The sequence below is a fragment of the Allobosea sp. P2_B12 genome (assembly GCF_056404835.1).
Genome location: NZ_JBFUDG010000004.1, coordinates 35,898 through 60,543 on the forward strand (window position 1 = coordinate 35,898; position 24,646 = coordinate 60,543).

21 protein-coding genes are annotated in these 24,646 nt (G+C 66.2%); 18 read left to right on the forward strand and 3 right to left on the reverse strand.

The window, feature by feature from the left end:
- Nucleotide 1 precedes the first annotated feature (1 nt).
- From AC1DYU_RS11755 to AC1DYU_RS11765, 3 genes are all read right to left on the reverse strand, one after another.
- Nucleotides 2–1,951 carry an adenylate/guanylate cyclase domain-containing protein gene (locus AC1DYU_RS11755; RefSeq protein WP_476791784.1) on the reverse strand — a complete coding sequence of 650 codons (1,950 nt, stop codon included), beginning with the start codon at nt 1,949–1,951 and terminating at the stop codon, nt 2–4.
- 16 nt (nt 1,952–1,967) lie between these two features.
- Nucleotides 1,968–2,330 carry a Crp/Fnr family transcriptional regulator gene (locus AC1DYU_RS11760; RefSeq protein ID WP_476791785.1) on the reverse strand — a complete coding sequence of 121 codons (363 nt, stop codon included), beginning with the start codon at nt 2,328–2,330 and terminating at the stop codon, nt 1,968–1,970.
- Nucleotides 2,331–2,413: 83 nt separating this feature from the next.
- The gene (locus AC1DYU_RS11765) at nt 2,414–5,149 is read right to left on the reverse strand and encodes an ABC transporter transmembrane domain-containing protein (protein WP_476791786.1); all 2,736 of its coding nucleotides are present in this window, start codon (nt 5,147–5,149) and stop codon (nt 2,414–2,416) included.
- A gap of 199 nt (nt 5,150–5,348) precedes the next feature.
- Here AC1DYU_RS11765 and AC1DYU_RS11770 point away from each other — a divergent pair, with 199 nt between their 5' ends.
- The 18 genes from AC1DYU_RS11770 (at nt 5,349) to AC1DYU_RS11855 (ending at nt 24,461) form a co-directional block, all read left to right on the forward strand.
- Complete coding sequence (locus AC1DYU_RS11770; RefSeq protein WP_476791787.1) at nt 5,349–6,365, forward strand: polysaccharide lyase family 20 protein; 1,017 nt, start codon at nt 5,349–5,351, stop codon at nt 6,363–6,365.
- A 99-nt stretch (nt 6,366–6,464) separates the two neighbouring features.
- Complete coding sequence (locus AC1DYU_RS11775; protein ID WP_476791788.1) at nt 6,465–8,348, forward strand: ABC transporter ATP-binding protein; 1,884 nt, start codon at nt 6,465–6,467, stop codon at nt 8,346–8,348.
- Nucleotides 8,348–10,327: an ABC transporter substrate-binding protein gene (locus tag AC1DYU_RS11780; RefSeq protein WP_476791789.1), complete on the forward strand. Its 1,980-nt coding sequence runs from the start codon at nt 8,348–8,350 to the stop codon at nt 10,325–10,327. Before AC1DYU_RS11775 ends, AC1DYU_RS11780 begins: the two co-directional genes overlap by 1 nt.
- Before the next feature lie 24 nt (nt 10,328–10,351).
- The gene (locus AC1DYU_RS11785; RefSeq protein WP_158483564.1) at nt 10,352–11,350 is read left to right on the forward strand and encodes an ABC transporter permease; all 999 of its coding nucleotides are present in this window, start codon (nt 10,352–10,354) and stop codon (nt 11,348–11,350) included.
- Nucleotides 11,347–12,549: an ABC transporter permease gene (locus AC1DYU_RS11790; RefSeq protein ID WP_476791790.1), complete on the forward strand. Its 1,203-nt coding sequence runs from the start codon at nt 11,347–11,349 to the stop codon at nt 12,547–12,549. Before AC1DYU_RS11785 ends, AC1DYU_RS11790 begins: the two co-directional genes overlap by 4 nt.
- Nucleotides 12,550–12,581: 32 nt before the next feature.
- Complete coding sequence (locus AC1DYU_RS11795) at nt 12,582–13,718, forward strand: glycosyltransferase family 4 protein (RefSeq protein ID WP_476791791.1); 1,137 nt, start codon at nt 12,582–12,584, stop codon at nt 13,716–13,718.
- Nucleotides 13,715–14,500 (forward strand): polysaccharide deacetylase family protein, encoded by a 786-nt coding sequence (locus AC1DYU_RS11800; RefSeq protein ID WP_476791792.1) that lies wholly within the window; start codon nt 13,715–13,717, stop codon nt 14,498–14,500. The genes AC1DYU_RS11795 and AC1DYU_RS11800 overlap by 4 nt, the downstream gene beginning before the upstream one ends.
- 150 nt (nt 14,501–14,650) lie before the next feature.
- The gene (locus tag AC1DYU_RS11805; protein WP_476791793.1) at nt 14,651–14,953 is read left to right on the forward strand and encodes a hypothetical protein; all 303 of its coding nucleotides are present in this window, start codon (nt 14,651–14,653) and stop codon (nt 14,951–14,953) included.
- 125 nt (nt 14,954–15,078) lie between these two features.
- On the forward strand, nt 15,079–16,362 hold the full coding sequence (locus AC1DYU_RS11810; RefSeq protein ID WP_476791794.1) for a glycosyltransferase family protein: 1,284 nt from the start codon (nt 15,079–15,081) through the stop codon (nt 16,360–16,362).
- A 124-nt stretch (nt 16,363–16,486) separates the two neighbouring features.
- Complete coding sequence (locus tag AC1DYU_RS11815; protein ID WP_158483431.1) at nt 16,487–17,722, forward strand: amidohydrolase family protein; 1,236 nt, start codon at nt 16,487–16,489, stop codon at nt 17,720–17,722.
- Nucleotides 17,723–17,891: 169 nt separating this feature from the next.
- Nucleotides 17,892–18,710, forward strand: a complete 819-nt coding sequence (locus AC1DYU_RS11820) for an ABC transporter permease (RefSeq protein WP_476791795.1) — start codon at nt 17,892–17,894, stop codon at nt 18,708–18,710.
- A 4-nt stretch (nt 18,711–18,714) separates the two neighbouring features.
- Complete coding sequence (locus AC1DYU_RS11825) at nt 18,715–19,773, forward strand: ABC transporter ATP-binding protein (RefSeq protein ID WP_476791796.1); 1,059 nt, start codon at nt 18,715–18,717, stop codon at nt 19,771–19,773.
- 38 nt (nt 19,774–19,811) lie between these two features.
- Entirely contained in the window at nt 19,812–20,858 is a 1,047-nt protein-coding gene (locus AC1DYU_RS11830; RefSeq protein ID WP_476791797.1) for an ABC transporter substrate-binding protein, read from the forward strand.
- Nucleotides 20,859–21,069: 211 nt separating this feature from the next.
- A complete protein-coding gene (locus tag AC1DYU_RS11835; protein WP_476791798.1) occupies nt 21,070–21,939 on the forward strand; it encodes an ABC transporter permease in 870 nt (289 codons plus the stop codon).
- 84 nt (nt 21,940–22,023) lie between these two features.
- Nucleotides 22,024–22,212, forward strand: a complete 189-nt coding sequence (locus AC1DYU_RS11840; protein ID WP_158483435.1) for a twin transmembrane helix small protein — start codon at nt 22,024–22,026, stop codon at nt 22,210–22,212.
- A 207-nt stretch (nt 22,213–22,419) separates the two neighbouring features.
- The gene (locus AC1DYU_RS11845) at nt 22,420–23,013 is read left to right on the forward strand and encodes an acyloxyacyl hydrolase (RefSeq protein WP_476791799.1); all 594 of its coding nucleotides are present in this window, start codon (nt 22,420–22,422) and stop codon (nt 23,011–23,013) included.
- Nucleotides 23,014–23,176: 163 nt separating this feature from the next.
- Nucleotides 23,177–23,758, forward strand: coding sequence for a cob(I)yrinic acid a,c-diamide adenosyltransferase (locus AC1DYU_RS11850; protein WP_476791800.1), 582 nt, complete (start codon nt 23,177–23,179; stop codon nt 23,756–23,758).
- A 7-nt stretch (nt 23,759–23,765) separates the two neighbouring features.
- Nucleotides 23,766–24,461, forward strand: coding sequence for a rhomboid family intramembrane serine protease (locus AC1DYU_RS11855; protein WP_476791801.1), 696 nt, complete (start codon nt 23,766–23,768; stop codon nt 24,459–24,461).
- The last annotated feature ends 185 nt before the right edge of the window (nt 24,462–24,646 follow it).

The following is a 24,646-nucleotide window of genomic DNA, read 5'->3' on the forward strand; positions in this document are numbered from 1 at the left end:
TTTACGGCCCGTCCCGGTCGGGGATGCCGGACGTCTTCGTTGCCTTCCGGCGCGGTGACCGTCGGGTCTTTGCAGCGGGCAGCTCGTCCGGCACGGCAGCCTCTTCAACCGCCACGACCTCCGCGGCAGCTTCCGGCGGTGCCGCGACGAGCACGACGCCGTCAGCGCCCTCGACGACCCCCACATCCGTTTCGGCCGCACTTGCCGGCACCGCTGCATCGGGCGCGGGCACGGCTTCCGGCTCGTCATCATGCGCGGCGACTTCGGGCGCGCTGGCAAAGCCGTAAGCGCTCAGCGGCTTCTCGCGGCCCCGGATCGCGATCTTGAGAAGAGTCGTGCCGCGATAGCTGCGTCCGCTCGCCCGGATCGTCTCTTCGGACACCAGAATATCGGCCAGCACCCGGCGCGTCGCGGATTCGAGCTGGCTTGCCACCGCCACAGTCTCGCCCACCGTGATCTCGCGCCGGCCGATGCTGTCGTTCTCGACGGCACCCGTGATCGCCTGGCCGCTATGGATGCCGATGCCGATGCGCAGTGGCAACGGCAGCGCCGCGCCGAACTCGCGGTTCAGCGCCTCAACCGCGCGCACGATGTCGCCAGCCGAACTGATCGCCGTCTGGGCCGCCTTGGCCGGCGTGCCTTCCAGCCCGAACACGGCCATGAAGCCGTCGCCATAGAAGGCGTCGATGCGACCGCCATGGGCCGCGATCGCCTGCGCCATTTCGTCGAAGAAGCGGTTGAGCAGTCCGATCAGTTCCTGCGGGAGCTGTCGCTCCGACAGGTCCGAAAAGGCGCGCAGATCGGCCACCACCACCGTCAGGCCGCGCTTGCCGACGCTGGCATCAGGCTGGAAGTCGCCGGGTGTCGCCGCCTTGAGGCGCGACGCCAGCAAGATCTGGACCTGCAAATCGTTGCGCGGCCGGATCTGGCAGGCGAGGCGAACCCGCTCCGGCGCCGAGATCCGGCGCAGCAGCTTGGCCTCGTTCATGCCGGGCGCCGGCAGCGAATCGCCCCCGTCCAGCACCAGCACGCGGCAGGTGGCACAGCGCGCCCGGCCGCCGCAGAGGGCGGCATGGGGAATGCCGAAGCGCCGGAACATCTCGAGCACCGTCAGCCCCGGCGCGAGCTTGCGCACGCCATGGCCGACGAAGCGGACCGTGATCTGCCGGGTGGTGCGGACCCTCACCTCGCGGATGCCTACAAAGCCGACGAAACAGCCGACGAGACCGTAGAACACCGACTTCGCCCAAGTCACGTTCTGGTTGAACATGATGATCTGCGCGTCGGTTGTGACCTCCGTCTCCATCGCCATCTGGCCGGCTTCGCGCCCCGCCACGGCAAAGCCGATCAGCGCCAGGACCGGGATCAGGATCGCGGCCAGCAGGAAGGGGTCGCGCCAGCGCTGGTAGCCGTCGCGCGAGCGCAGCGTGAAATGCAGGCCGATGATGCCATGCACCCAGACCAGCAGCAGCAGCACAGATTGCGTGACGGCAAGACCCGGCCAGAGCCGCCGCAGCACGGCGTGGTAGCTCTCGTCGAGATTGAAGAAGGTGCCCATCACCCGCGTTCCGACGATGTGATCGATCAGGAAGAGCGGGATCGCCAGGCCGAGCGCGATCTGCAGCATCTCGCGCGCCGGCATCTTGAAGGTGCGGCGCTGCGCGACGCGCACCAGCGCGAAGAACGGATGCACAATCAGCGAGCCATAGAGCGCGACCGTCCCGATCCAGGAATGCCACAGCCAGTAGCGCCACTCCTGCGCCTGTTCCATCGCTGCGACACCGGCGATGCCGGCGGCATGGTTGAGGAAATGCGTCGTCGCGAAGAACAGCAACACCATGCCCGACGCGAAGCGGATGTCGCGACTCCACGACGACACCTGGTCCATGCCGGAGCCCATGCCCGAACCCATGCCGGGACGTCGCGCGCCGGCCGTCTGCTGCAGGCTCATGCCGGCACCTGCATCGTCAGTGAACCTTCTCTGCGTGAAGCGTGAAATCCGCCAGCCGATATAGCCGCGACGCCAGGTCCCGCGTCAGCGCCAGGCTGAAATCCGGGATCGTCTCGAGCAGCTCGAAGAACAGATCCTTCGGCAGCAGCAACGCGCTGACCGCGCTTTTGGCCGTTATCGAGCCGACGTAGCTTTGCCCTGACAGCAGCGGCACGTCGCCGATCAGGCTACCCGAATTGAGCTGAAACCGCGGGCCCTGTCCATCGGAGCGCTCATTGGAGATCTCGACCTCGCCTTGCAGGACCACATAGATGCCCTCGGGCTTCTCGCCTTCCGCGGCGATCTGGGCGCCGGCTTCGAAGCGAAGCTTCTCGCCCATCAGCGCGACGAGCTTGAGCCGCGGCGGCGGCAGCGACTTGAACAGGGGAAGACGGCCCAGGCAAGAGATGTCTGCTTCGAGTGTCATGGTCGCGCCTCCATCTGCTCGACGCCGTTGCGCCGTCGCGAAGGGGCAATGGCGGCGTCACCAGCATTTTCGCCGTCTTCGCTCTCGATCGTCCCGGAAGGGCCGTTGAAGACGATCCGCAGCGGAATACCATCGACGAGACTAGCATCCCCTACAAGAAGGAACAGTGTCATGCTGGCGCAATGTTCGCGCAGCCGGGCAAGGACCTGGTCAGGCTCGGCCGACGTCGCCAGAAAGGTGCCGACATCCAGCACGGCAACCTGCGGCGCCTTGATCAGGGCCTGCGCCAGCGGCACGGCAAGCTTCAGCCGGGTCGGCAGGAACCGCCCCCGGATGCCGCAATCGGTGTTGAGCCCTATCCGGTAGAGCTCGCCATCGAGTCCCGCCCGCGCCAGCGCCTTGCGCACGATCGCCGCGACCTTCCGATTGGCATCGGCTATGCCGTGGCCGATGCGCCCGAACATCAGGTTGTCGCGCAGGCTGGCGCCGAGCATCACCGTGTCGGGGTCGTAGAAATGGACATCCTCGACGGCATCCGCCGGCAGATGCGCCTTGAAGCTCTGGCGCGCCCGCAGAATGCGCCGCTGCAGGCGCTCGTCGAGCAGATTGAGCCGGTGCTTGGGCTCGATATAGCCCAGCGCCAGCGCGACCAAGTCGCGCTCCGCCACAGCGTCGAGGGGCATGCGCATGTCGTGCTTGTTGAGCAGCACAGCGAGTTCGCCGAGCCTGTCCAGGTCTAGGCCCGACGCGAAGGAGTAGCGCTCGAACAGCGCGTGCCCCTGCGGCAAACCGGCGAAGATTTCGACCACGGTCGCGGCGATGCGCGAGCCGACATCGACCAGCGGCTCGATCAGCGATTCCGCCTTGAGGATCGCATACGCATAGGGCTCGAACAGCAGCGTCTCATTGGCGAAGCGCAGCCCGATGCGGGCGCCGAAGATCAGGTTCTCGGCGATCGTGGCATTGGCATTGTAGCTCTCCGGGTCGAAGGGCGTGATCAGCCCCGCGAGCTTGCTGCGGCCGAGTTCCTCGGCCACGGCCCGCCGCGCCTCGACGATCTGCGCCTTGGCCTCGGACCGCAGCGATGCCGTCACCTTGCCGTCGAGGCCGAGTTCGTAGACGTCCTCCGCACAGCCGAGCACATCGAGCACGACCCTGACGCGGGCCGCCAGCGCAGCCTCGTCGGCGACGCCCGCGCCCTCGTAGTCGGTCCAGTCCGCCTCGAACGGCAATGGCGTATTGCCGGAGCGGATCGCCTCGACGAAGCGGCGGTGCTCGCTCGGCGTCACCTTGCCGGTGGGCTTGAGGCTCGGCCTGCGCCGCTTCAGCGGCAGCAGGATGTTGTCGCGGATCGTGCCGGCGATGATCTCGGTCTCGCTGCCGGCATAGCCGATCAGATGGCTCGCCCGCTCGACCGACATGCGCGACAAGGGCGCGCCGTCGATGATGACACGGCCGGAATAGCTCATCGTCTGCCGGCCCAGGATGCGTCCGAACACATCGATCGCGCCGCCATGGGGGCCGATCACGGCAACTGTGCCAGGCCGCGGAATCCGCACCGAGAGCGGCGTCAGCAGCGGCTGGCCGCGATTATCCAGCATCTGCACGCCGTCGAGCCTGATCTCGCCGGTCTCGGGCAGGCGGATGACACCGTCGGCCTCGTCGAGTTCCACGGTCTCGTCGGCGTTGAACTGGGCGATCACCTGCTCGTATTTGATCGTCACGTCGTTGCGCTGCTGGTCCCAGTCGATCAGTTCCTTGATCGGCGGCGGCAGGTCGCGATAGGCGGCGATGACGGCAACAAGCTGGCCAATGTCGAGCCGACCCTGCAAGGCGAAGAAGCCGCCGATCGCATAGAAGAAGAACGGCGTGATCTGGGCCAGCAGGTTGTTGAGGAACTTGACCGCGAATTTCCGCTTGTAGAGCGCATAACGGATGTCGAAGAGCCGCCCCAGCCGCCCGGCGATGTCGGACTGCACATAGGTCGTCGCACCATGGCCCTGGATCGTCGGCCCGGCATCGACGATCTCGCCGATGCGGCCGGCGAGCTGGCGCGAGGCGATCTGCCGTTCGCGCCCGAGCCGGAGCTGCTCCCGGCGCAGGATCGGGATGATGATCGCCTGGGCTAGCACGATCAGAAGCGCGATCGAGCCGAGCCAGACGCTTTGGGCCATGATGAAGACCAGCGCGGTGAGGGCCTGGCTGAGCAGGAAGACCGGCTGGATGAAGGCGTCGCCGACGAAGCCGCCGATCGGCTCGACCTCGTCCTTGATCATGCTGGCGACTTCGGCCGGCTTGACCGCACGGATGTCCTCCGGACGGAAGCGCATCAACTGGCTGAACAGGTCGTAGCGCATGCGCCTGAGCATGCGCTCGCCGAGAATGCCCTTTTGGACATTGATGACGTATTTGAACGCGCCGTTGATCAGCACCAGGAACAGGAAATAGCCGCTCAGGCCCAGCAGCAGGCCAAGCTGGCCGACCTCGAAACCCTCGAACAGCTTGAAGCTGGCGCCGCCCAGGAAGGACGGCAGATGCAGCGTGAAATCCAGCAGCGTGGCGCTGGTCTTGCCGTTCTTGAACGCACCGCCCTGGATCGCGTCATTGACGATCCGCTTCGGTACGTCGAACGAGGCCCAGTAGAACGGGATCGAGGCAAGGATGATCAGCAGGACGATGATCTGCTCGCCGCGGCTCTTCTCCCAGACATAACGGAAGAGGTTGGTCTCCAACGGGAATCCTGTCCGGCGCGCCAGGGAGCGCGCCCGTCTCTTGACCTGCTGTCACCATATGTGTGTCAGCTTCGCGCCAAGCGCAACGTGGCGCAGGCGAAGGATCGCAAAAGGACGACGGCAGGATGCGCTTGTTCCGCCCCGGCAACCCTGGTTCGATCATGGCCATGGAGGGCGCGATGGGGCGCCGGATCCAGTGATGGAACAGCCCCTCTCGGCCCGGCTCCATACGCTCCTGCGGTGCGTCCGCACGACGGCAGCCTTGTCCCTCCTGGCCTTGTGCCTGCCATCATTCCTGCCAGCCTGGGCCGAACTTCCGGCCGACCCCTCCCGTCTCGTGCTGCGGGACAGCTTCCAGGGTGGGCAGTTCGCACCGGGAGGTGGCCTCTTCTACAAGGACAATCCCGAGCAGCGCGCCGGACGGCTTGATTTCCAGCAACAGCATGTCGCGAACGGGCGGAGCGCCTTGACGCTCACCGTCGTTCCCTCCTGCCGCTCGCCCGGCGAGACCTGTAGCGAAAGGGCCGAGGTCTGGGAGCGCCCCACCGTGCTGGCACCCTATGACAAGCCGGTCTGGTACGGCTTTTCAATGCATCTTGAGGATCCGCTGCCCCAGGATGACGGGCGCTACGTCATGGCGCAGTGGAAACGCGAGATTCTGCCCGATGCGGATGGCGACTATTCGCCCTTCCTGGCGCTGCGTCTCTATGGCGGGCGGCTCGGCGTCACGGTCGAGACCGACCTGATCGAATCCTTCCCCGTCGGCGGTCCGCAACGGCCCGAGGGTTGCCGTGAGGGCGAGGCGCGGGTGCTGAGCCGGCCGACCGTGGGCCAGACGCGGGCCCTCGTCGCGATCGAGAGTGGCGCGTCGCCAGCGAACTATCCCGCCTATTTCGACAGCTGCGCGCCCGGCATCACGGTGACCCGCCATGCCGATCTGCCATCCGCCCAGCAGGGCTGGATCGATTTCGTCATCCGCTCTCAGCCCGGCCCCGACGGCGACGGCCATGTCGAGCTCATCGCCGACGGCATCCGCATCACGACCGTCAGGGGCCATATCGGCCATCGCGGGCCCGGCCTCGACAGGAACCAGTATTTCAAGTTCGGCCCCTATCGCGCCCCCGGCCATCGGCCCTGGAGCGTCAGCTATGGCGATTTCCGGCGCGGGCCCCGTTGCATCGATGTCATCCTCGGCGGCCAATGTCCGCCCGAGTGACGCAACTGGTCAAAAGCCATTGGCAAGACGGCACTTTCCACGTCTAGTGACGTTGTCTTCTCCAGACGCGTACACGAGGCCATCCGGCGACATCGGTTCATGGACATCCTGCGGATCAGCGACCTGCATCTTGGCTTCACCATTCACGGGCTCGCCCGCGATGTCGTGAAGGGCGTGAGCCTGCGCGTTCCCGCCGGCAAAACCGTCGCGCTCGTCGGCGAGTCCGGATCCGGCAAATCCGTGATCTCGCAGGCGATCATGGGTCTGCTGCCGCGCGCCGGCGCGATCACAGGCGGTGAGATCCTGTTCCGCGACCCGCTGGCGCCTGAAAACGCGATCGACATCGCCAGCCTGCCGGCCGAAGGCAAGGAGATCCGTTCGCTGCGTGGCGGGCGCATCGGCATGATCTTCCAGGAGCCGATGTCTTCACTCTCGCCGGTCCACACCATCGGCAACCAGATCGAGGAAGCGCTGCAGCTGCACCGGCCGACGCCCAAACCGGAAGCGCGCGCACTGATCGAGGCGATGCTCAAGCGCGTCGGCTTCAAGGATCCGGCCCGTGCCTTCGGGCTCTATTCCTTCGAGCTTTCGGGCGGCCTGCGCCAGCGCGCCATGCTCGCCATGGCCCTGATCTGCCAGCCGGCCCTGCTGATCGCCGATGAGCCGACGACCGCGCTCGACGTCACCATCCAGGCCCAGGTGCTCGACCTGATGCGCGATCTCCAGGCCGAGATGGGCATGGCGATCCTGCTGATCACCCACGACCTCGGCGTCGTCGCCAACATGGCCGACGAGGTCGTGGTGATCTACCATGGCGAGATCATGGAGAGCGGCCCGGTCGAGGACATCTTCCGCCGCCCGCGCCACCCCTATCTCAAGGCCCTGCTCAAGGCCTCGCCGCATTTCGACATGGAAGAGGGCGAGCGGCTGGTCGCCCTGCGTGAGGCCAGGCCGCGCCCGCCGGCAGCGGCGCGTCCTGCCGAAACCGTTAAGCCCTCCGGCGAAGCCGCCCCGCTGCTCAGCGTGCACGGCCTGCGCAAGGCCTACACCACGGGCTCGCGCAGCTTCTTTGGCAAGGGCACGCAGCACACGGTGCTCGCTGTCGACGATGTCAGCTTCGACATCCAGCGCGGCGAATGCCTCGGCCTGGTCGGCGAAAGCGGCTGCGGCAAGACCACCGTCAGCAAGATCGTGATGCGCGCCGTCACGCCCGATGCCGGCACGATCAGCTTCGACGACGGCCGCGCACAGATCGACGTGCTTGGTCTGGAGGGCGAGGACCTGCGTGCCTTCCGCCCGCGTGTCCAGATGATCTTCCAGGATCCGGTTTCCTCGCTTTCGCCGCGCATGACCGTGATGAACATCCTGCGCGAGCCGCTGGCGATCCACGACAAGGGCAGCGGCGGCGAGCAGACCGCGCGGGTAAAGGCGCTGATGGAGGATGTCGGGCTCGATGTCCGCTTCCTCAACCGCTATCCGCACTCCTTCTCCGGTGGCCAGCGTCAGCGCATCGGCATCGCCCGGGCGCTCGCGCTCGACCCGGACCTGATCATCTGCGACGAGCCGGTCTCGGCGCTTGATGTATCGGTGCAGGCGCAGATCCTCAACCTGCTCAAGGATCTGCAGGCCGAGCGCGGCCTGACCTTCCTGTTCATCTCGCACAACCTCGCCGTGGTGAACTACATGGCCGACCGGATCGCGGTGATGGCCAATGGCCGCATCGTCGAGATTGCGCCGCGCCATGCGCTGTTCACCCGGCCGATGCACCCCTACACCCGGGCGCTGCTCAAATCCGTGCCCTTCGCCGATCTCGACCGCAAGCTCGACTTCAAGCTCGCGGCCCCGGGCGGCGCCTCCGATGCCTCCCATTGGGCGGCTGCCTTCAGGCGCGATCCCGAGGGCGAGGCGTTGACCCATCTGGCGCTCGGCGAGGGGCATTTCGTCCTTGCCCGCCCCGGTGCCGATATCAGGGAGATGGCCTGATGAGCGCGCGACGCCCTGATCGCCCGACGCGCCGTGGTGCGCTGCTGCTCGGCTCGGCCGCCCTGGCCGCAGCGGGCCTGCCCCGGCTGGCCCGGGCCGCGACCGGAAAGCCGGCCGAACTGATCGACAGCCCCTTCTTCGCGGCGCAGGTCACGGCCGGCACGCTGCCGCCGGTCGCGCAGCGCGTGCCCTCAGCGCCGCGTGTCGTCGACATCTCCGGCGAAGGTCGCGAGCCCGGTCGCCATGGCGGCACGATGCGCATGCTGATGGGCGACCAGCGCGACATCCGCATGATGACGCTCTACGGCTATACGCGGCTCGTCGGCTACGACGAGAACCTCGAGATCGCCCCGGACGTTCTGGAGAGCTACGAGGTCCAGGAGGGCCGCATCTTCACGCTGCGGCTGCGGCCGGGTCATCGCTGGTCGGACGGCTCGCCCTTCACCGCCGAGGACTTCCGCTACTGGTGGAAGCATGTCGCCAACAACAAGCGGCTCTCGCCGGGCGGCCTGCCGCAGGCGCTGCTGGCGGGCGGCGAGCCGCCGGTCTTCGAGGTGCTGAGCCCGACCGAGGTCCGTTACAGCTGGGCCAAGCCGAACCCGATTTTCCTGCCCTCGCTCGCAGGCGCGCAATCGACCTATATCTGCATGCCCGCAGGCTATCTGAAGCAGTTCCACATCGACCACGCCGACGCGGCAATCCTGAATTCGCGCGTCAAGCAGGCCCGCGTGCGTGACTGGGGTGCGCTGCATGAGCGTCTCTCGCGGATGTACCGCCCCGAGAATCCCGAGCTCCCGACGCTCGACCCCTGGCGCAACATCACGCCGCTGCCGGCCGAGCAGTTCACCTTCCAGCGCAACCCCTATTTTCACCGCATCGACCAGAACGGCCGGCAGTTGCCCTATGTCGACGAGGTCACGCTGACGGTCGGCACGAACTCGCTCATCCCCGCCAAGGCCGCCGCCGGCGACGCCGATCTGCAGGCGCGCTATCTGCGCTTCGACAACTACACCTTCCTCAAGGACGCCTCGAAGCGGATGAACTTCGACGTCCGGCTCTGGAAGCGGGCGGAGGGTTCCTATTTCGCGCTGATGCCCAACATGAACGCGATCGACCCAGTCTGGCGCGACCTTAATCGCGACGTGCGCTACCGCCGTGCGCTCTCGGTCGCGATCAACCGCAACGACATCAACAAGGTCATCTTCTTCGGACTCGCCCAGGAGAGCGGCAACACCGCCTTGCCCGAAAGCCCGCTCTACAATGCCGGCTACGCGCAGATGTGGATGCAGCACGATCCCGCGCTCGCCGCCCGCCTCCTCGACGAGGCCGGCCTGACCAAGCGCGCAGGTGACGGCATCCGTCTGCTGCCGGACGGGCGCAGGCTCGAATTCACCATCGAGACCGCAGGCGAGAGCACCGAGGAGACCGACATCCTCGACCTGATCAAGCAGGATCTCTACGCCGTCGGCATCAAGATCTATCCGCGATCGACCCAGCGCGACGTCTTCCGTCGCCGCATCGTTGCCGGCCAGACCATCATGTCGGCCTGGGCCGGCATGGACAACGGGCTGGTCTCGGCCGACATGGAGCCGGATGCGCTGGCGCCGACCAGTTCGGCCCAGTTCAACTGGCCGCGCTGGGGCCAGTTCCTCGAAAGCGGTGGTCGTGAAGGCGAGGCGCCCGATGTGCCCGAGGTCCGCGAGCTGGTCGCGCTCTATAATGACTGGCGCGCCAGCGCGACGCAGGATCAGCGCAAGCGGATCTGGCAGCGCATGCTCGAGATCAACGCCGAGCAGATCTTCGCGATCGGCGTCGTCAACGGCACGCTGCAGCCTGTCGTCGTCTCGCGCAATCTACGCAACGTGCCGCAAAAAGGGCTCTACAGCTTCGAGCCCGGGGCCTTCTTCGGTCGCTACATGCCCGATACCTTCTGGTTCGACACGCAGAAAACCGCCAGCCTCGACAAGGCCAAGAGCTGACCTATGGCAAAGAGCTGACCCGTGCTGCTGAAATACATTCTCAAGCGCATCCTGGTGATGATCCCGACGCTGCTGATCACCAGCGCGCTGATCTTCACCGTGATCAACCTGCCCGAGGGCGACTATTTCGAGACGCTGTCGGCCGAGATGCAGGCCCAAGGCGAGAAGGCCGATCTCTCGCGCATCGAATTCCTGAAGAAGGAATACGGCTTCGACCGACCGGTGACCGAGCGCTACTTCTGGTGGGTTGCAGGCCTGCTCCAGGGCGATATGGGCTACTCCTTCGAGTATCAGCGCCCGGTGCGGGAGATCGTCGGCGACCGGTTGATGCTGACCATGATCGTCTCCTTCGTCACGATCATCTTCACCTGGATCGTTGCCTTCCCGATCGGGATCTATTCGGCGACGCACCAGTATAGCTGGGGCGATTACGGCCTGACCTTCATCGGCCTGATCGGACTTGCCGTGCCGCATTTCCTGCTGGCGCTGGTCTTCATGTATGCCGCCAATGTCTGGTTCGGCACCTCGATCGGCGGGCTGGTCGATCCGCAATATCTCAACCAGCCGATGAGCTGGGCCAAAGCTGCCTCCGTGCTGGAGCATCTCTGGATACCCGTCATCATCATCGGCGCCGGCGGCACGGCTGGCATGATCCGCTCGGTCCGCGCCAACCTGCTCGACGAGCTCCAGAAACAGTACTACGTCACCGCCCGCGCCAAGGGCCTGCCCCCGGGCAAGGCGCTGCGCAAATACCCGCTGCGGATGTCGCTGAACTTTTTCGTCTCGGACATCGGCGACATCCTGCCCTCGATCGTCTCCGGCGCCGAAATCGTCGCGATCGTGCTCTCGCTGCAGACGACCGGGCCGCTCTTGATCCGCGCTTTGCAGAGCCAGGACATGTATCTCGCCGGCTCCTTCCTGATGTTCCTCTCCTTCCTGACCGTGATCGGCGTGCTGATCTCGGACATCGCGCTGGCGATCCTCGATCCGCGCATCCGCCTGCAGGGAGCGGCGACCAAGTGAGCCAGGCGTCCGCACCGACCCTCCCGACATCGGCATTGCCGCCGGAAGGCGCGCCCCTGCCGCACACGGCCTCGACCGCTCCGTTCGAGCCCAACGCCGTCGAGGTGATGACGCGCGAGCAGGAGCGCGTCTATCTCGCCTCGCAATGGCAATTGATGTGGTGGAAGTTCCGCCGCCACAGGCTGGCGGTGATCTCGGGCGTCGTCATCCTGGTGATCTATGCCATGGCCGCCTTCGCCGAGTTCCTCGCGCCCTATCACTACACGACGCGCAACACCGACTTCATCCGCGCGCCCCGGCAGGAGATCCGTCTTTTCCACGACGGCAGCTTCATCGGTCCCTTCGTCTATCCTTACGTTCAGCGCCTCAACATGGAGAACCTGAAGCGCGAATACGATATCGACCGGGCGCGACCGCAGCCGCTGCGGTTTTTCTGCCGCGGCGACGATTACGTGTTCTGGAGCATGATCCCCGGCAACCTGCATTTCGTCTGCCCGCCCAAGGACGGCACGCTCTTCCTGCTCGGCACGGACCGTCTCGGCCGCGATATGCTCTCGCGCATTCTCTATGGCGGGCGCATTTCGCTCTCGATCGGCCTGCTCGGCGTCGGTGTCTCCTTCGTGCTCGGCGTTATCATCGGTGGGATCGCCGGCTATTACGGCGGCAAGGTCGATCTCGTCGTGCAGCGGCTGATCGAAATCGTGCAGTCGCTGCCGCACATCCCGCTCTGGCTGGCGCTGGCCTCGATCATGCCGCCCTCCTGGAGCCCGCTGCTGGTCTATTTCGGCATCACCGTCATCCTCGGGCTGATGGACTGGACCGGCCTGGCGCGCGCCGTGCGCTCGAAGCTGCTGTCGTTGCGCGAGGAGGATTATGTCGTCGCCGCCCAATTGATGGGCGCGAGGCCGGCCCGCATCATCGGCCTGCACCTGATCCCGGGCTTCATGAGCCATCTCATCGCCTCGGCGACGATCACCATCCCCAAGACCATCCTCGGCGAGACCGCGCTGAGCTTCCTGGGGCTGGGGCTGAGGCCGCCGATCACCAGCTGGGGCGTGATGCTGAACGAGGCGCAGAACATCAATGTGGTGGCGCTCTATCCCTGGCTGCTTTATCCGGTCGTGCCGGTGATCCTGATCATCCTGGCCTTCAATTTCCTCGGCGACGGCCTGCGCGACGCGGCCGATCCGTATCGCTGAGGACGCGGCCGACAATCCGAGCCTGACCTCTCTTGCGCATCGCCTTCCACACCCCGCTCAACGTCTATGACGACGGCGCCATCTCGGGCGACCGCCGCATGGCGCGCCAGCTCGTCGCCGTGCTGGAGGGGCTCGGCCACGTCGTCGAACCTGTGCTGGCTGCACGCGACTTCATGCCGACCGCCGAATCCGACAGGCTCACCCGGCATCAACATGCGGCCACAGCCCGCGCGGAAGCGATGCTGGCGCACTGGCGGGACGGCGCTCCGCCGCCCGAGCTCTGGTTCACCTATCACAACTACTACAAGGCGCCCGACCTGCTCGGGCCGGCGATCGTCGCGCAACTCCGCATCCCCTATGTCGTGGCCGAAGCGAGCGATGCAGAGCGCCGAGCCAGCGGCGAGTGGGCAGCTCATACCAAGATCGTTCGCGCAGGTCTGAGCGCAGCCGACCTGCATCTGCATTTCACCGATCGCGACCGCCAGGGCCTCGAGCCCTGGCGGTCAGCCCACACCGCGCTGCTCGAACTGCCGCCCTTCATCGCCTTCGGGAACGAGCCCGTGATGCATGCCGGCGACGCGGCCGTGCCGCGTCTCGTCACCGTCGCAATGATGCGCGAGGGCACCAAGCAGAACAGCTATCTGTCGCTCGCCCGCGTCCTCGGCCGCGTCGCCGACCGGCCCTGGACCCTCACCATCATCGGCGACGGCCGCAAGCGCGCCGAAATCGAGCAGGCCTTCGCCGCTCTCCCGTCGGGCCGCGTTCACTGGCGCGGCGCAATCCCTCATGACGGCGTCATCGCCGAACTGGCAGCGCATGACGTCTTCATCTGGCCCGGCGTCCGCGAGGCCTACGGCCTGGTCTATCTGGAGGCCCAGGCCGTCGGCCTGCCGATCGTCGCCTTCGACAGCGGCGGCGTCTCCGCCACCGTCCGGAGCGGCGAGACGGCCCTACTCGCACCGGAGGGCGACGAGGCAGCGCTCGCCGCAGCACTGCGGCGCCTGCTCGACGATGTAGCCTTGCGGAGTACGATGGGCACGGCCGCACGCAGCTTCGCGCTCGGCGAGCGCAACCCGGCACAGGCCGCGACGATCCTTGAGCGCGGTCTGGCTGTCGCGGTCGCCAATCGTGCCGCACGCTCCCGATCCCCGCGGGTGGAAGCGCGATGAGCGGCGCAACGGACGGCGACATCTGGCAACCCCTCCAGGCCGAGCTCGACCGCTGGGGCGAGGCCGGCCGGCAGATCCGGCTCTGGCTGCGCGACGACGACGCGATTGCGCCCAGTCCTGCGCTCGACCGGCTCGCAGGTCTCGGCGAGCGCTTCGGTCTGCCCGTCCTGCTCGCGGTCATCCCGATGCTGGCGGAACCGGCCCTTGCGAGCGCGCTGCGGGAAATGCCCGCGCTGCTGCCCTGCCAGCATGGCTGCCGGCACCACAACCACGCTCTGGAAGGCACGAAGAAGTCCGAATTCGGCACCCTGCGCCCAGCCGATGCGATCCGCGCTGAGATCGCCCAGGCCCGCAACCGCTTCGACGACCTCTTCGGCGCGGCCGCTTTGCCCGTCTTCGTTCCACCCTGGAACCGGATCGACCAAGGCCATGCCGCCCTGCTGCCGGAGCTGGGCTTCTCGGGCCTCTCGTGCTTTCGCGGCTTCAGATTGGGACCCGGAGGCGGCCCTCTGCTCGGCAACACCGATCTCGACATCATGGATTGGGACAGCCGGACCGGCCGGCAGCCGGACGAGCTGATCGCGGAAACCTGTCGGCTGCTCGCGGCGAGGCGTGCGGAACCGCTTCAGGACGACGAATCCTTCGGTATCTTGATGCACCACCGCGACCATGACGCGACCGCCTGGACCTTCGTCGATGCCTTCTTGTCGCTCGCGACCCGGCATCCCGCGGTGCTCCCGACCGATCCTCGCTTACTGTTCGAGATCGCCATCACCGTATAGCTCCCCGTGGTCTGGTGGCTTCCCCCGGGCCGCCGGTTTCGTTTAGGAAGGCTTGCTCAAGATCAGGAAGCCCGCTTCATCCCTCTTGCCGCCTGACCCGCCCGGTCTACGATCGAAGGAACCAGCCCCATGCCGCGACGTTGTCCGCCTATGAAAACGCTGATCCCCACCATCGCCGTCGCTGCAATGCTGGCGGGCTGCACCTCCTCCCGGTTGACGCGGATCGAGGAAGCGCCCCGCGCGCCCGAAACACCCCGCGCCTCGCCGGCCAAGCGCATCACAATCGTCGGCAATGAGGTGACCCTGCCCGACGGTTCGCGCTCGACCCGGAACGCCGCTGGCGGATTCCTGCTTCCCAATGGCGAGCAGGTCACGCGAGACGCGCGCGGCGCGCTCGTGCTGCCCAACGGCAATCGCTGCCTGCCGGACGGTGGCGGCTACGTCTGCCCGTGATGTCACCACGGCGTGAGCGGGCTTGGTTCGGACTACGCCTCGCGCTATAAGCCTGTCGCGTATTCTCAGGTGCGTTCGTCCTCGGCATGAGGTCGTCTGACCTATCTGCGGGGGGCGACGCGGATATGCCTTTCAATGTCGTCGATCTCGCAGGTGCCGAGCGCGCGCCGCGCAGCCCCCATGCGCCGCGCGTCCTGATCTACAGCCACGACACCTTCGGCCTCGGCCATATCCGGCGCTGCCGCGCCATCGCGAACTCGCTGGTCGCGAGCTTTCCTCATATATCAGTGATCATCGTATCCGGTTCGTCGGTGATCTCGAGCTTCCAGTTCGGCGACGGCGTCGACTATGTCCGCATCCCCGGCATCGAGAAGCAGAGCGACGGCCGCTACGGCCCGCATCACCTCAATCTCGACCTGAACGACACGATCCGCCTGCGCACCGACATCATCAAGCAGGTGGTGCTCTCCTTCGATCCCGACGTCGTCATCGTCGACAAGGAGCCGGTCGGCCTGCGCGGCGAACTCGTACCGGCGCTCGACATCCTGCGCCGGCGCGGCGCCCGCATCGTGCTTGGCCTGCGTGACGTGCTCGACGAGCCGGTCAAGCTGCACGAGGAATGGCGCCACAGCGGTGCCCTGGAAGCGCTCGAGCAGATCTATGACGACATCTTCGTCTATGGGCTGGAGAGCATCTACCAGCCGCTCGCCGGCCTGCCCAACCAGCATCTCTTCGCCCACAAGATCCGCTACACCGGCTATCTCAAGCGCGCGGTCCCGAGCCCGATGCCGCCCAATCGCTATCCGCGCATCACCAAGGGTCCCTTCATCCTGGTGACCCCTGGCGGCGGCGGCGACGGCGCCGGCGTGATCGACTGGGTGATCTCGGCCTATGAGGCCGATCCGAGCATCGCCTTGCCGGCACTGATCGTGTTCGGGCCGTTCATGTCACGCGAACGCCGCAAGGACTTCGCCGAGCGCATCGCCCGCATCCCCAAGCTGGAGAGCCTCGGTTTCGAACCGCGCCTCGAATTGCTGATGAACCGGGCCCACTGCGTCGTGGCGATGGGCGGCTACAACACCTTCTGCGAGGTGCTCTCCTTCGACAAACCGGCGCTGATCGTGCCACGCGTCAAGCCCAGGCTCGAACAGGCGATCCGGGCCGAGCGAGCGGACGAACTCAAGCTGATCGACGTCCTGCACGACCCTTCGGAGAACGGCGAGGGCGAGCGCGACCCGCTGGTCATGGCGGCAGCCCTGCACGCCCTGCCCCGGCGCATGCCACCCTCGCAAGCCTTCGTGCCGAGCCTGCTCGACGGCCTGCCGGCGATCAGCCGCGCGCTTGCCGACGATCTCTCCATGCCGATCCGCGGCCGCCTGCTGGCGCAGAATGCGGCCGTGACCAGCTAGGCGCCACGCTCCTGATCGTCCCATTCGGGACTGAGCGATGGACAAGCCGGGATATTCTTTCCAGTATATCAGCGACCGGGAGACGGAATGCGCGGTTGCGCGCCCTGCTAAGGAGACGCCTGCCATGACCGCGCTGCATTTCAAGAATTTTGTCCTGCTCGAGCCCGACCATGGCGAGGTCCGCGCCGGCTATGAATTGCTGGTCGAAGGCGAGACGATTCGCGAACTTTCCGACAAGCCGATCAAGGTGGCCGACGCCGACGTGATCGATTGCGGCGGGCGAACGCTGATGCCCGGCCTGATCGACAGCCATGTCCATGTCTTCCTCTCCGAGGTCGTGATCCGCAACATGGAGAGCATGCCGCTCACCCTGATGACGGCGCGGGCCATCGGGCTGATGAAGGGCATGATCGACCGCGGCTTCACCACGGTGCGCGACACCGGCGGCGCCGACTGGGGCATCAAGGAGGCGGTCGACAAGCACCATGTCGCGGCGCCGCGCCTGTTCATCGCCGGCCAGGCGATCGGCCCGACCGGCGGCCACAGCGATCCGCGCCGGCGCACCGATTTTGGCACGCGCTGCCAGTGCTGCAATGCCATGGCGTATACCATGAACCAGTCGGACGGAGTCTCCTCGGTGCGGAAATCCGTGCGCGAGCAGATGCGGCTCGGCGCCGACCACATCAAGATCATGATGTCGGGCGGCGTCGCTTCACCCTACGACCCGCTCGATTCGCTCCAGTTCAGCCTCGACGAGGTCCGCACCGCCGTCGAGGAGGCAGCCGCCTTCGGCCGCTATGTCTGCGCCCACGCCTATACGCCCGAAGCGATCACCCGTGCCGCCAATTGCGGCGTGCGCGCCATCGAGCACGGCAACCTGATCGACGACGCCTCGGCCAAGCTGATGGCCGAGAAGGGCATGTTCCTGACCGCCAATCTCGTCGCCTATTACGCGATGAAGGAACGTGCCGCCGAATTCGGCATGGATGGCGACATGCTCGCCAAGAACGACCTCGTCATCGATGGCGGCCTGCGCTCGCTCGAAATCTGCAAGCGCGCCGGCGTACCCGTCGCCTATGGCTCGGACCTGCTCGGCCAGCTCCAAATCGACCAGTCGCGCGAGTTCCTGTTGCGCCGCGAGGTGCTCTCGCCGATCGAGATCATCCGCTCGGCGACCACCGTCGGAGCCCAGCTCCTGCGCATGGAAGGCAAACTTGGCACGCTGCGTGCTGGGGCGTTCGCGGATATGATCCTGGTCGATGGCAATCCGCTCGAAGATTTGGCCCTGCTGCAGGACCAGGGCGCGCGTCTGCCATTGATCATGAAGGGCGGCGTGTTCCACAAGAACACGCTGCAGTGAGAGCAGATTGAATGCGTATGAAGCCACACCGTCATCCTGGACAAGCCGCGCAGAGGCGCAGCTCCGGGATCCATCGTAGGGCTCGACAACAGCCTGTGATGGATCCCCGTGCTCCGCTTCGCACCGGCCGGGATGACAGCGTGTTTCCGGGCGTTGGCGAGGAACGGGCATGAGCGCCTCTTCCCGCCTGAGCCTGGGCCGCCTCGCGCTCAACGGCGCCGCCGGTCTCGCGCTGCTCTACATCCTGCTGCCGCTGATCTTCGTCACCTGGCTCGCCTTCTTCCGGCAGGAGATCCCCTCCTTCCCGCCGGAGGGCTATTCGGTGAAGTGGTTCACGGCAGCCGCCAACAACCAGCCCTTCATCAACGGCTTCCTGCTCAGCCTCCAGGTCGGCGTGGCCGCGACGCTGCTCGGCCTCCTTGTCGGTGTTCCCGCAAGCCTGGCGTTGGTGCGCCACCGCATCGTGCTCGGCCCCCTCTTCAACACACTCCTGCTGCTGCCGCTGGTGATGCCGGGCATCGTGCTGGGCACCGCGATCTACGTCTTCCAGATCGAGACGGAGATCGCGACCGGCCTGCCGGTGATGGGCTCGCAGGGCGGATTGATCGGCGCGCATACGCTCGTCGTCATTCCCTGGGTCGTACGCCTGGTCACGGCGAGCCTCGTCGGCTTCGATCGCACCATCGAGGAGGCCGCGCAGAATCTCGGCGCCGGCCCCTTCACCACCTTCCGGCGGGTGACCCTGCCGAGCATCAGGCCCGGCATCGTCGCGGCCGGCCTCTTCGGCTTCGTCACCTCCTTCGGCAATCTGGAGATGAGCCTGTTCCTGGTCGGGCCGGGGCGCACCACCCTGCCGATCGCCATCCTGCAATATCTCGAATGGAAGATCGATCCGACCGTGGCAGCCGCATCCCTGATCCAGATCGTCCTGATCGCCGTGGCGATGATCGTCACCGATCGCTACGTCAAATTGAGCCGGGTGGTCTGACGCAATGGCACGGCTTTCGATCGAACATCTGCGCAAGACCTATGGCGACCTGACCGTCGTCGACGACGTCACCATCGACATCGCCGATGGTGAGTTCCTGGTGCTGCTCGGCCCATCCGGCTGCGGCAAGACCACGACCTTGCGCATGGTCGCGGGCTTCATCGCCCCCAGCGCCGGCACTATTGCCATCGGCGAGCGCAGCGTCACCACCCTCCCGCCCTGGAAGCGCAATTGCGGCTTGGTCTTCCAGAGCTATGCGCTGTTCCCCCACATGACCGTGGCCGAAAACGTCGCCTTCGGCCTGGAGATGCGCAAAATCTCGCCGACCGAACGGGCACCACGCGTCGCCGAGGCGCTGCGTCTCGTCCAGCTCACGGGCTTCGACGAGCGCTATCCGCGCCAGCTCTCAGGCGGCCAGCAGCAGCGTGTCGCGCTGGCGCGTGCGCTCGCCATGGAGCCGGACGTGCTCCTGCTCGACGAGCCGCTCTCCAACCTCGACGCCAAGCTGCGCCAGGAGGTCCGCGTCGAGATCCGCGACCTGCAGCGCAAGCTCGGCCTGACCACGATCATGGTGACGCATGATCAGGAAGAGGCGCTCACCATGGCCGACCGGCTGGTGGTGATGGAGAAGGGCAAGGTCCGCCAGATCGGCACCCAGCGCGAGCTCTACGAGAAACCAGCCGACCGCTTCGTCGCCGGCTTCATCGGCCGCAGCGCCTTCCTCGACGGCGAGATCACGGCGCCCGGCCGCTTCCGCACCAAGGGCGGGGTCGAGATCGGCTGCGCGGCCGCAACCGGCACCGGGGCTGCGACGCTGGCCTTGCGGCCGGAGCGGATCGCGGTCGCCGGCGAGGCGCAAGGCCTGCACAACCACTTCCAGGCTCGTGTCGAGCACGCCTCCTATCTCGGCGCGATCCTCGACATCGATGTCAGCCTCTCCGGAAGTGACCGGATGCTGCTGCAAATCCCGAACAAGGCTGGCATCGCCGAGCCGAAGCCGGGCGAGACCATCACCATAGGCTGGGCCGAAGACGCCGGGCTCGTTTATCCGCGCGAGGCCTGATCCAGGCTTCGACAGGCGTCCAACAGGGGAGTTTCACCATGACCACATTCGACAGACGCGATCTGCTCAAGGGCGCCGGCGCCGCCGCGCTCGCCTCGACGCTCGGCACCCCGGCGCTTGCCCAGGCGGCTGGCAAGGTCGTGGTCGGCACCTGGGGCGGCGACTATGCCCGCCTGCTGACCAAGAACATCGAGGACCCGATCCTCAAGCCCAAGGGCATGGAAGTGGTGCAGGATCAGGCCGGCGACGCGCCGCGCCGCGCCAAGATGGTCGCCGAGCGTCGCCTGCCGCGTGGCACGGTCGACATCCAGGGCCTCTCGGCCGCCAACATGTTCGAGATGAACGAGGCCGGCGTCATCGAGGCGCTCGACTATTCGAAGATCCCGAACGCCAAGAACCTGCTGCCGGCGATGAAATACCCATACGGCGTCGGGCACATCTATTCGGGCAATGTGGTGATCTACAATCCCAAGATCATCAGCCCAGCCCCGACCGGCTTCAAGGACTGGCTCGACCCCAAGCACGGCAACAAGATCGGCTTTATCGACATCCAGTACCAGTCGATCATGATCGCGGCCTCGATGGCGGCGACCGGCGGCAAGGACATGAACGACCTCGACAAGGCCAAGGAGATCCTGATGGCCGTGAAGAAGGCCGGCGCCCGCGTCTACCCGACCAACGAGGCCTTCGCTGCCGCGATGAAAAACGAGGAGATCGGCATCAGCGCGATCTGGAAGGCCCGCGTCGTCCAGTGGCAGAACGCCGGCATCCCCTGCGAGGCGATCTCGCCGGTCGAGGGCATCCCGGCCTATGTCTCGGGCTTCGCGATCCAGAAGAACGCGCCCAACAAGGACAACGCCTACGCCTATATGAACGCAATGCTGGAAAAGGCGCCGCAGGAGGCCTTCGCGGTCGACATGGGCTATAACGGCACCGTCACCGGCCTGAATGTGGCTCCCGACCTGCAGAAGCGCATCGGCTTCACGCCGGAGGAAGAGAAGAAGCTCCGCGACCTCGACTACGGCTTCCTCGCCAAGAACGACTCGGCGATGAAGGAGTGGTGGGACAAGGTCTTCAAGTCCTGATGCAATCGCGACCGAACCCTGCCGTCATGAGCGTTTTCCCTCTCCCGTCATGGTCGGGCTTGTCCCGACCATCCACGTCTTGCGACGCGGATGGAAAGCGCACCATTTCCGGCGGTCGGGCTCGGCCGATCCAAATCTCGCTGCCTGCCCCGGCAGGCGTTCAAGACGTGGATGGTCGGCACAAGGCCGACCATGACGGCGGAGCCCTGCCATGAGCACCGCGCCCGAGCCCGTCGCCGGCGCGCGCACCGGCCTTGCCGGCCTGCTCGTCATGCCGGCGACGCTCTTCGTCGCAATCGGGCTGCTTGGCCCGATCGCGATCCTGTTCCGCTATTCGCTGAACCAGTTCATTCCCGGCCAGTTCATGGTCGATGGGCTGACGATCGAGAATTACGTCAAGTTCTTCACCGACGGCTACTACCTGAACGTGCTCGCCCGCACGGTCCGCGTCGCCGTGTTCTGCACCGTCGTCTGCCTGGTGATGGGCTTCCCGCTGGCCTATGTGCTGGCCCGCACCCAGAGCCGTTTCAAGAACCTGTTGATCATTTCGGTGGTGCTGCCGCTCTTCGTCGGCAACGCCGTGCGCGCGGCCGGCTGGATGACCGCCTTCGGCAGCAGGGGCGCGCTCAACGCCTCGCTGATGGGCCTCGGCGTCATCGATCAGCCACTGGAGATCATGTACACCGAGAACGCCGTGCTGATCGGCATCATCGCGGTCAACCTGCCCTTCATGGTCCTGACGCTGCAGAGCGTGATCGAGGGCATTCCGCGTAATGTCGAGGAGGCCGCCTTCAGCCTCGGCGCCGGGCCTGCCGCGATGTTTCGGCGCGTGCTCTGGCCGCTCGCTTTGCCCGGCATCCTGGCGGGCACGATCCTGACCTTCATCCTGGCGATGAACGCCTATGCCACGCCGGTCCTGCTCGGCGGCCCGAAATTCCAGATGATGGGGCCGCTGGTCTATGGTCAGTTCGCCCAGCAGAACAACTGGCCCTTCGGCGGCGCGATCTCCTTCATCCTGATGACGGCGACCATTGTCCTGACCGTCGCGGCGCATCTGATCGTGCAGCGACGCTACCGCTGAGGCTCATGGGCGCGGCTGCGGCCGAGCGTCACTGGTGCGGCGGCTGGCTGGTCAAGCCGCCGGCTGCGGCTTATGTGCAGTCGGATGACACTCTCCGGTTCAATCGTCCCACTCGCGCTCGGCGCCGTTGCTGTGGTTCTCCTGCTCGGGCTGGCGAACATGTTGCGCGGCGGCAGCGCCAACACCTCGCAGAGGCTGATGCGCCTGCGGGTGATCCTGCAATTCGTCGCGATCCTGCTTATTCTCGGCGTGATGTGGTGGCGCAGCGGCTGAGCCGCTTTAGGCTTCATCAACAGGGCATGCGGCCATCCGCGAACATGCCATTCATCCCCATGAATCGTTCAACATATTGATTCAAATCAACTTATTTTTGCTTGCCACCGCAACCAAGGACCCGTCGCCGCAATCCCGCCATATTCCCGACACGAGTCTCTGTGCTTCCTTAATCTCCGCCTTGCCGACAAGAAGAACACTCTGCCCATGGTTCGCGTCGCGTTGCTCCTCCTCGCCGGATTTCTGACGGCCTCGCCTCTGGCGGCGCAGGCACAGACCCTCCCGGCCGGAGTCTCGAGCTACGCTCCCGCGCCCGAACCCTCCCCTGCACTGTCCTGGGAAGCGCGCATCGGCGCCGCCGTCGCCAATCCCGGCGGGCGCGAAAGCGGGCTCCTCAACTTCAGCGGCGAGATCGTGACGCCGCGCCCACTCACCCTGACCGACCGCTTCGCCAACGCCTTCGTCCCGCGCTTCCATATCGGCTCGAGCGCGAACTTCAACGGCACGCGTTATGCCTATGCCGGCGCGACCTGGACGGTCGATCTGACCAAGGCCGTCTTCGTCGAGGCGAGCCTCGGCGCCGCCCTCAACGACGGCAAGACCGGCGCGATCATCCCCGAAAACCGTCTCAATCTTGGCTGCAACAGCGGCACGCGCGAGGCCGCCGCGCTCGGCGTGCGCCTCAGCGACCGCTGGAGCCTGGTCGCCACGCTGGAGCATTTCAGCACCGCCGGCTGCGCCGATCGCGGCAACCCGCGCGGTCCGGCCAATGTCGGCGCAAAGCTCGGCTATACTTTCTAGAGACGAGCAAGTTCAGCCCTCATCCTGAGGAGCAGCCGTCAGGCTGCGTCTCGAAGGATGTTCCAGCGCGCTCTGAACCATCCTTCGAGACGCCGCTGCGCGGCTCCTCAGGATGAGGGCTGCGGGAGCTTCCGTCCGGCACGCGCCGCGCTATAACGCGGTCATGGTCAAGCTCAACAAGATCTACACCCGCACCGGCGACGACGGCACCACCGGGCTCGCGACCGGGCCGCGCCGTGCCAAGTTCGACCTGCGCGTCGCCGCCTATGGCACCATCGACGAGACCAATTCCTGCATCGGCATCGCCCGGCTTCATGCCGCTATCGAGGATGCCGGGGTCGATGCGATGCTCGGCCGCATCAGCAACGATTTGTTCGATCTCGGCGCCGACCTATCGACCCCTGATACCGGCACGCCGCCGGCCTATGAGCCGCTGCGCATCGTCGCCGCCCAGGTCGCGCGGATCGAGGCCGATATCGACGCGCTCAACGCCGATCTGGCGCCGCTGCGCTCGTTCGTGCTGCCAGGCGGCACGCCGGCCGCCACGCATCTGCATCTCGCCCGCACGGTGAGCCGCCGCGCCGAGCGGCTGATGACGGAACTGGCGCAGACCGAAGGTGAGATCGTCGGCGAGCCGGCGCTGCACTACATCAACCGCCTCTCGGACTTCCTCTTCGTCGCCTCCCGCTTCCTCAATGCCAGGGCCGGGGGCGACGTGCTCTGGGTGCCCGGCCAGAATCGCTAGGCGCGCGATGTTCATCCCCCTGCATGACGGTGTGCCGCTGCGCTTCATGCGCGCGCCCTATGTCACCTACGCACTGGTCTGCCTGTGCATCTGCGCCTACCTTCTGGTGACGCTGCGCCAGAATGCCGAAGGCCAGATCGCGGTCGCAGCCGGCTTCGGGCTGATCCCCTCGGTGTTCTTCGGCGCGGCGCAGTTGCCCGCCGAATTGCTGCAGGCCCCGCCCTGGCTGACGCTGTTCAGCAATGTCCTGTTGCATGTCAGCCTGGCGCATCTCTTCGGCAACATGCTGTTCCTCTGGGTCTTCGGCGACAATGTCGAGGATGCCATGGGCCATGGGCGCTTCCTGCTGTTCTTCTTCCTGTGCGGTCTCGGCGGCTCGCTGGCGCATGCGCTGATGAACCCGGCCTCCGACCAGCCGCTGATCGGCGCCTCGGGCGCGATCTCGGGCGTCATCGCGTCTTATCTGATGCTCTATCCGCGCGTCCGCATCTGGGGCCTCGCCTTCAATTGGATCCCGCTGCATATCACCGCACTCTATGCGATCGGCTTCTGGATCCTGTTCCAGCTCGTCCAGGCGCTGATCGATCCGCAGGGCCATGTCGGCTGGTGGGCGCATCTCGGCGGGCTCGGCACTGGCGCGGCGCTGACGCCGCTCTTCATCCATCGCGGCGTCACGCTGTTCGGGCGCGTCGCGCGGGGGTGAGGGGTGCGGTTTTCACATCGCCAATGGGCCGTTCGCAGCGTTGACAAGCGCAAACGGCCGTCGTTACGGTCCCTCCGCATTCCAGCCGAGAGCCGCGATGCCGCCATCCTGCCGCCGGTCGCGGCGCGGCCCAGCCTGTGGCCAAGGTTGCGGCAAAGACAGCCTCTTCTCTGAACGGTGATGAT

Coding starts and splice junctions, on each gene's coding strand:
- AC1DYU_RS11755 (WP_476791784.1), bottom strand. CDS start 1,951: ATGAGCCTGCAGCAGACGGCCGGCGCGCGACGTCCCGGCATGGGTTCG.
- AC1DYU_RS11760 (WP_476791785.1), bottom strand. CDS start 2,330: ATGGGCGAGAAGCTTCGCTTCGAAGCCGGCGCCCAGATCGCCGCGGAA.
- AC1DYU_RS11770 (WP_476791787.1), top strand. CDS start 5,349: ATGGAACAGCCCCTCTCGGCCCGGCTCCATACGCTCCTGCGGTGCGTC.
- AC1DYU_RS11775 (WP_476791788.1), top strand. CDS start 6,465: ATGGACATCCTGCGGATCAGCGACCTGCATCTTGGCTTCACCATTCAC.
- AC1DYU_RS11780 (WP_476791789.1), top strand. CDS start 8,348: ATGAGCGCGCGACGCCCTGATCGCCCGACGCGCCGTGGTGCGCTGCTG.
- AC1DYU_RS11800 (WP_476791792.1), top strand. CDS start 13,715: ATGAGCGGCGCAACGGACGGCGACATCTGGCAACCCCTCCAGGCCGAG.
- AC1DYU_RS11805 (WP_476791793.1), top strand. CDS start 14,651: ATGAAAACGCTGATCCCCACCATCGCCGTCGCTGCAATGCTGGCGGGC.
- AC1DYU_RS11810 (WP_476791794.1), top strand. CDS start 15,079: ATGCCTTTCAATGTCGTCGATCTCGCAGGTGCCGAGCGCGCGCCGCGC.
- AC1DYU_RS11815 (WP_158483431.1), top strand. CDS start 16,487: ATGACCGCGCTGCATTTCAAGAATTTTGTCCTGCTCGAGCCCGACCAT.
- AC1DYU_RS11820 (WP_476791795.1), top strand. CDS start 17,892: ATGAGCGCCTCTTCCCGCCTGAGCCTGGGCCGCCTCGCGCTCAACGGC.
- AC1DYU_RS11825 (WP_476791796.1), top strand. CDS start 18,715: ATGGCACGGCTTTCGATCGAACATCTGCGCAAGACCTATGGCGACCTG.
- AC1DYU_RS11830 (WP_476791797.1), top strand. CDS start 19,812: ATGACCACATTCGACAGACGCGATCTGCTCAAGGGCGCCGGCGCCGCC.
- AC1DYU_RS11835 (WP_476791798.1), top strand. CDS start 21,070: ATGAGCACCGCGCCCGAGCCCGTCGCCGGCGCGCGCACCGGCCTTGCC.
- AC1DYU_RS11840 (WP_158483435.1), top strand. CDS start 22,024: ATGACACTCTCCGGTTCAATCGTCCCACTCGCGCTCGGCGCCGTTGCT.
- AC1DYU_RS11845 (WP_476791799.1), top strand. CDS start 22,420: ATGGTTCGCGTCGCGTTGCTCCTCCTCGCCGGATTTCTGACGGCCTCG.
- AC1DYU_RS11850 (WP_476791800.1), top strand. CDS start 23,177: ATGGTCAAGCTCAACAAGATCTACACCCGCACCGGCGACGACGGCACC.
- AC1DYU_RS11855 (WP_476791801.1), top strand. CDS start 23,766: ATGTTCATCCCCCTGCATGACGGTGTGCCGCTGCGCTTCATGCGCGCG.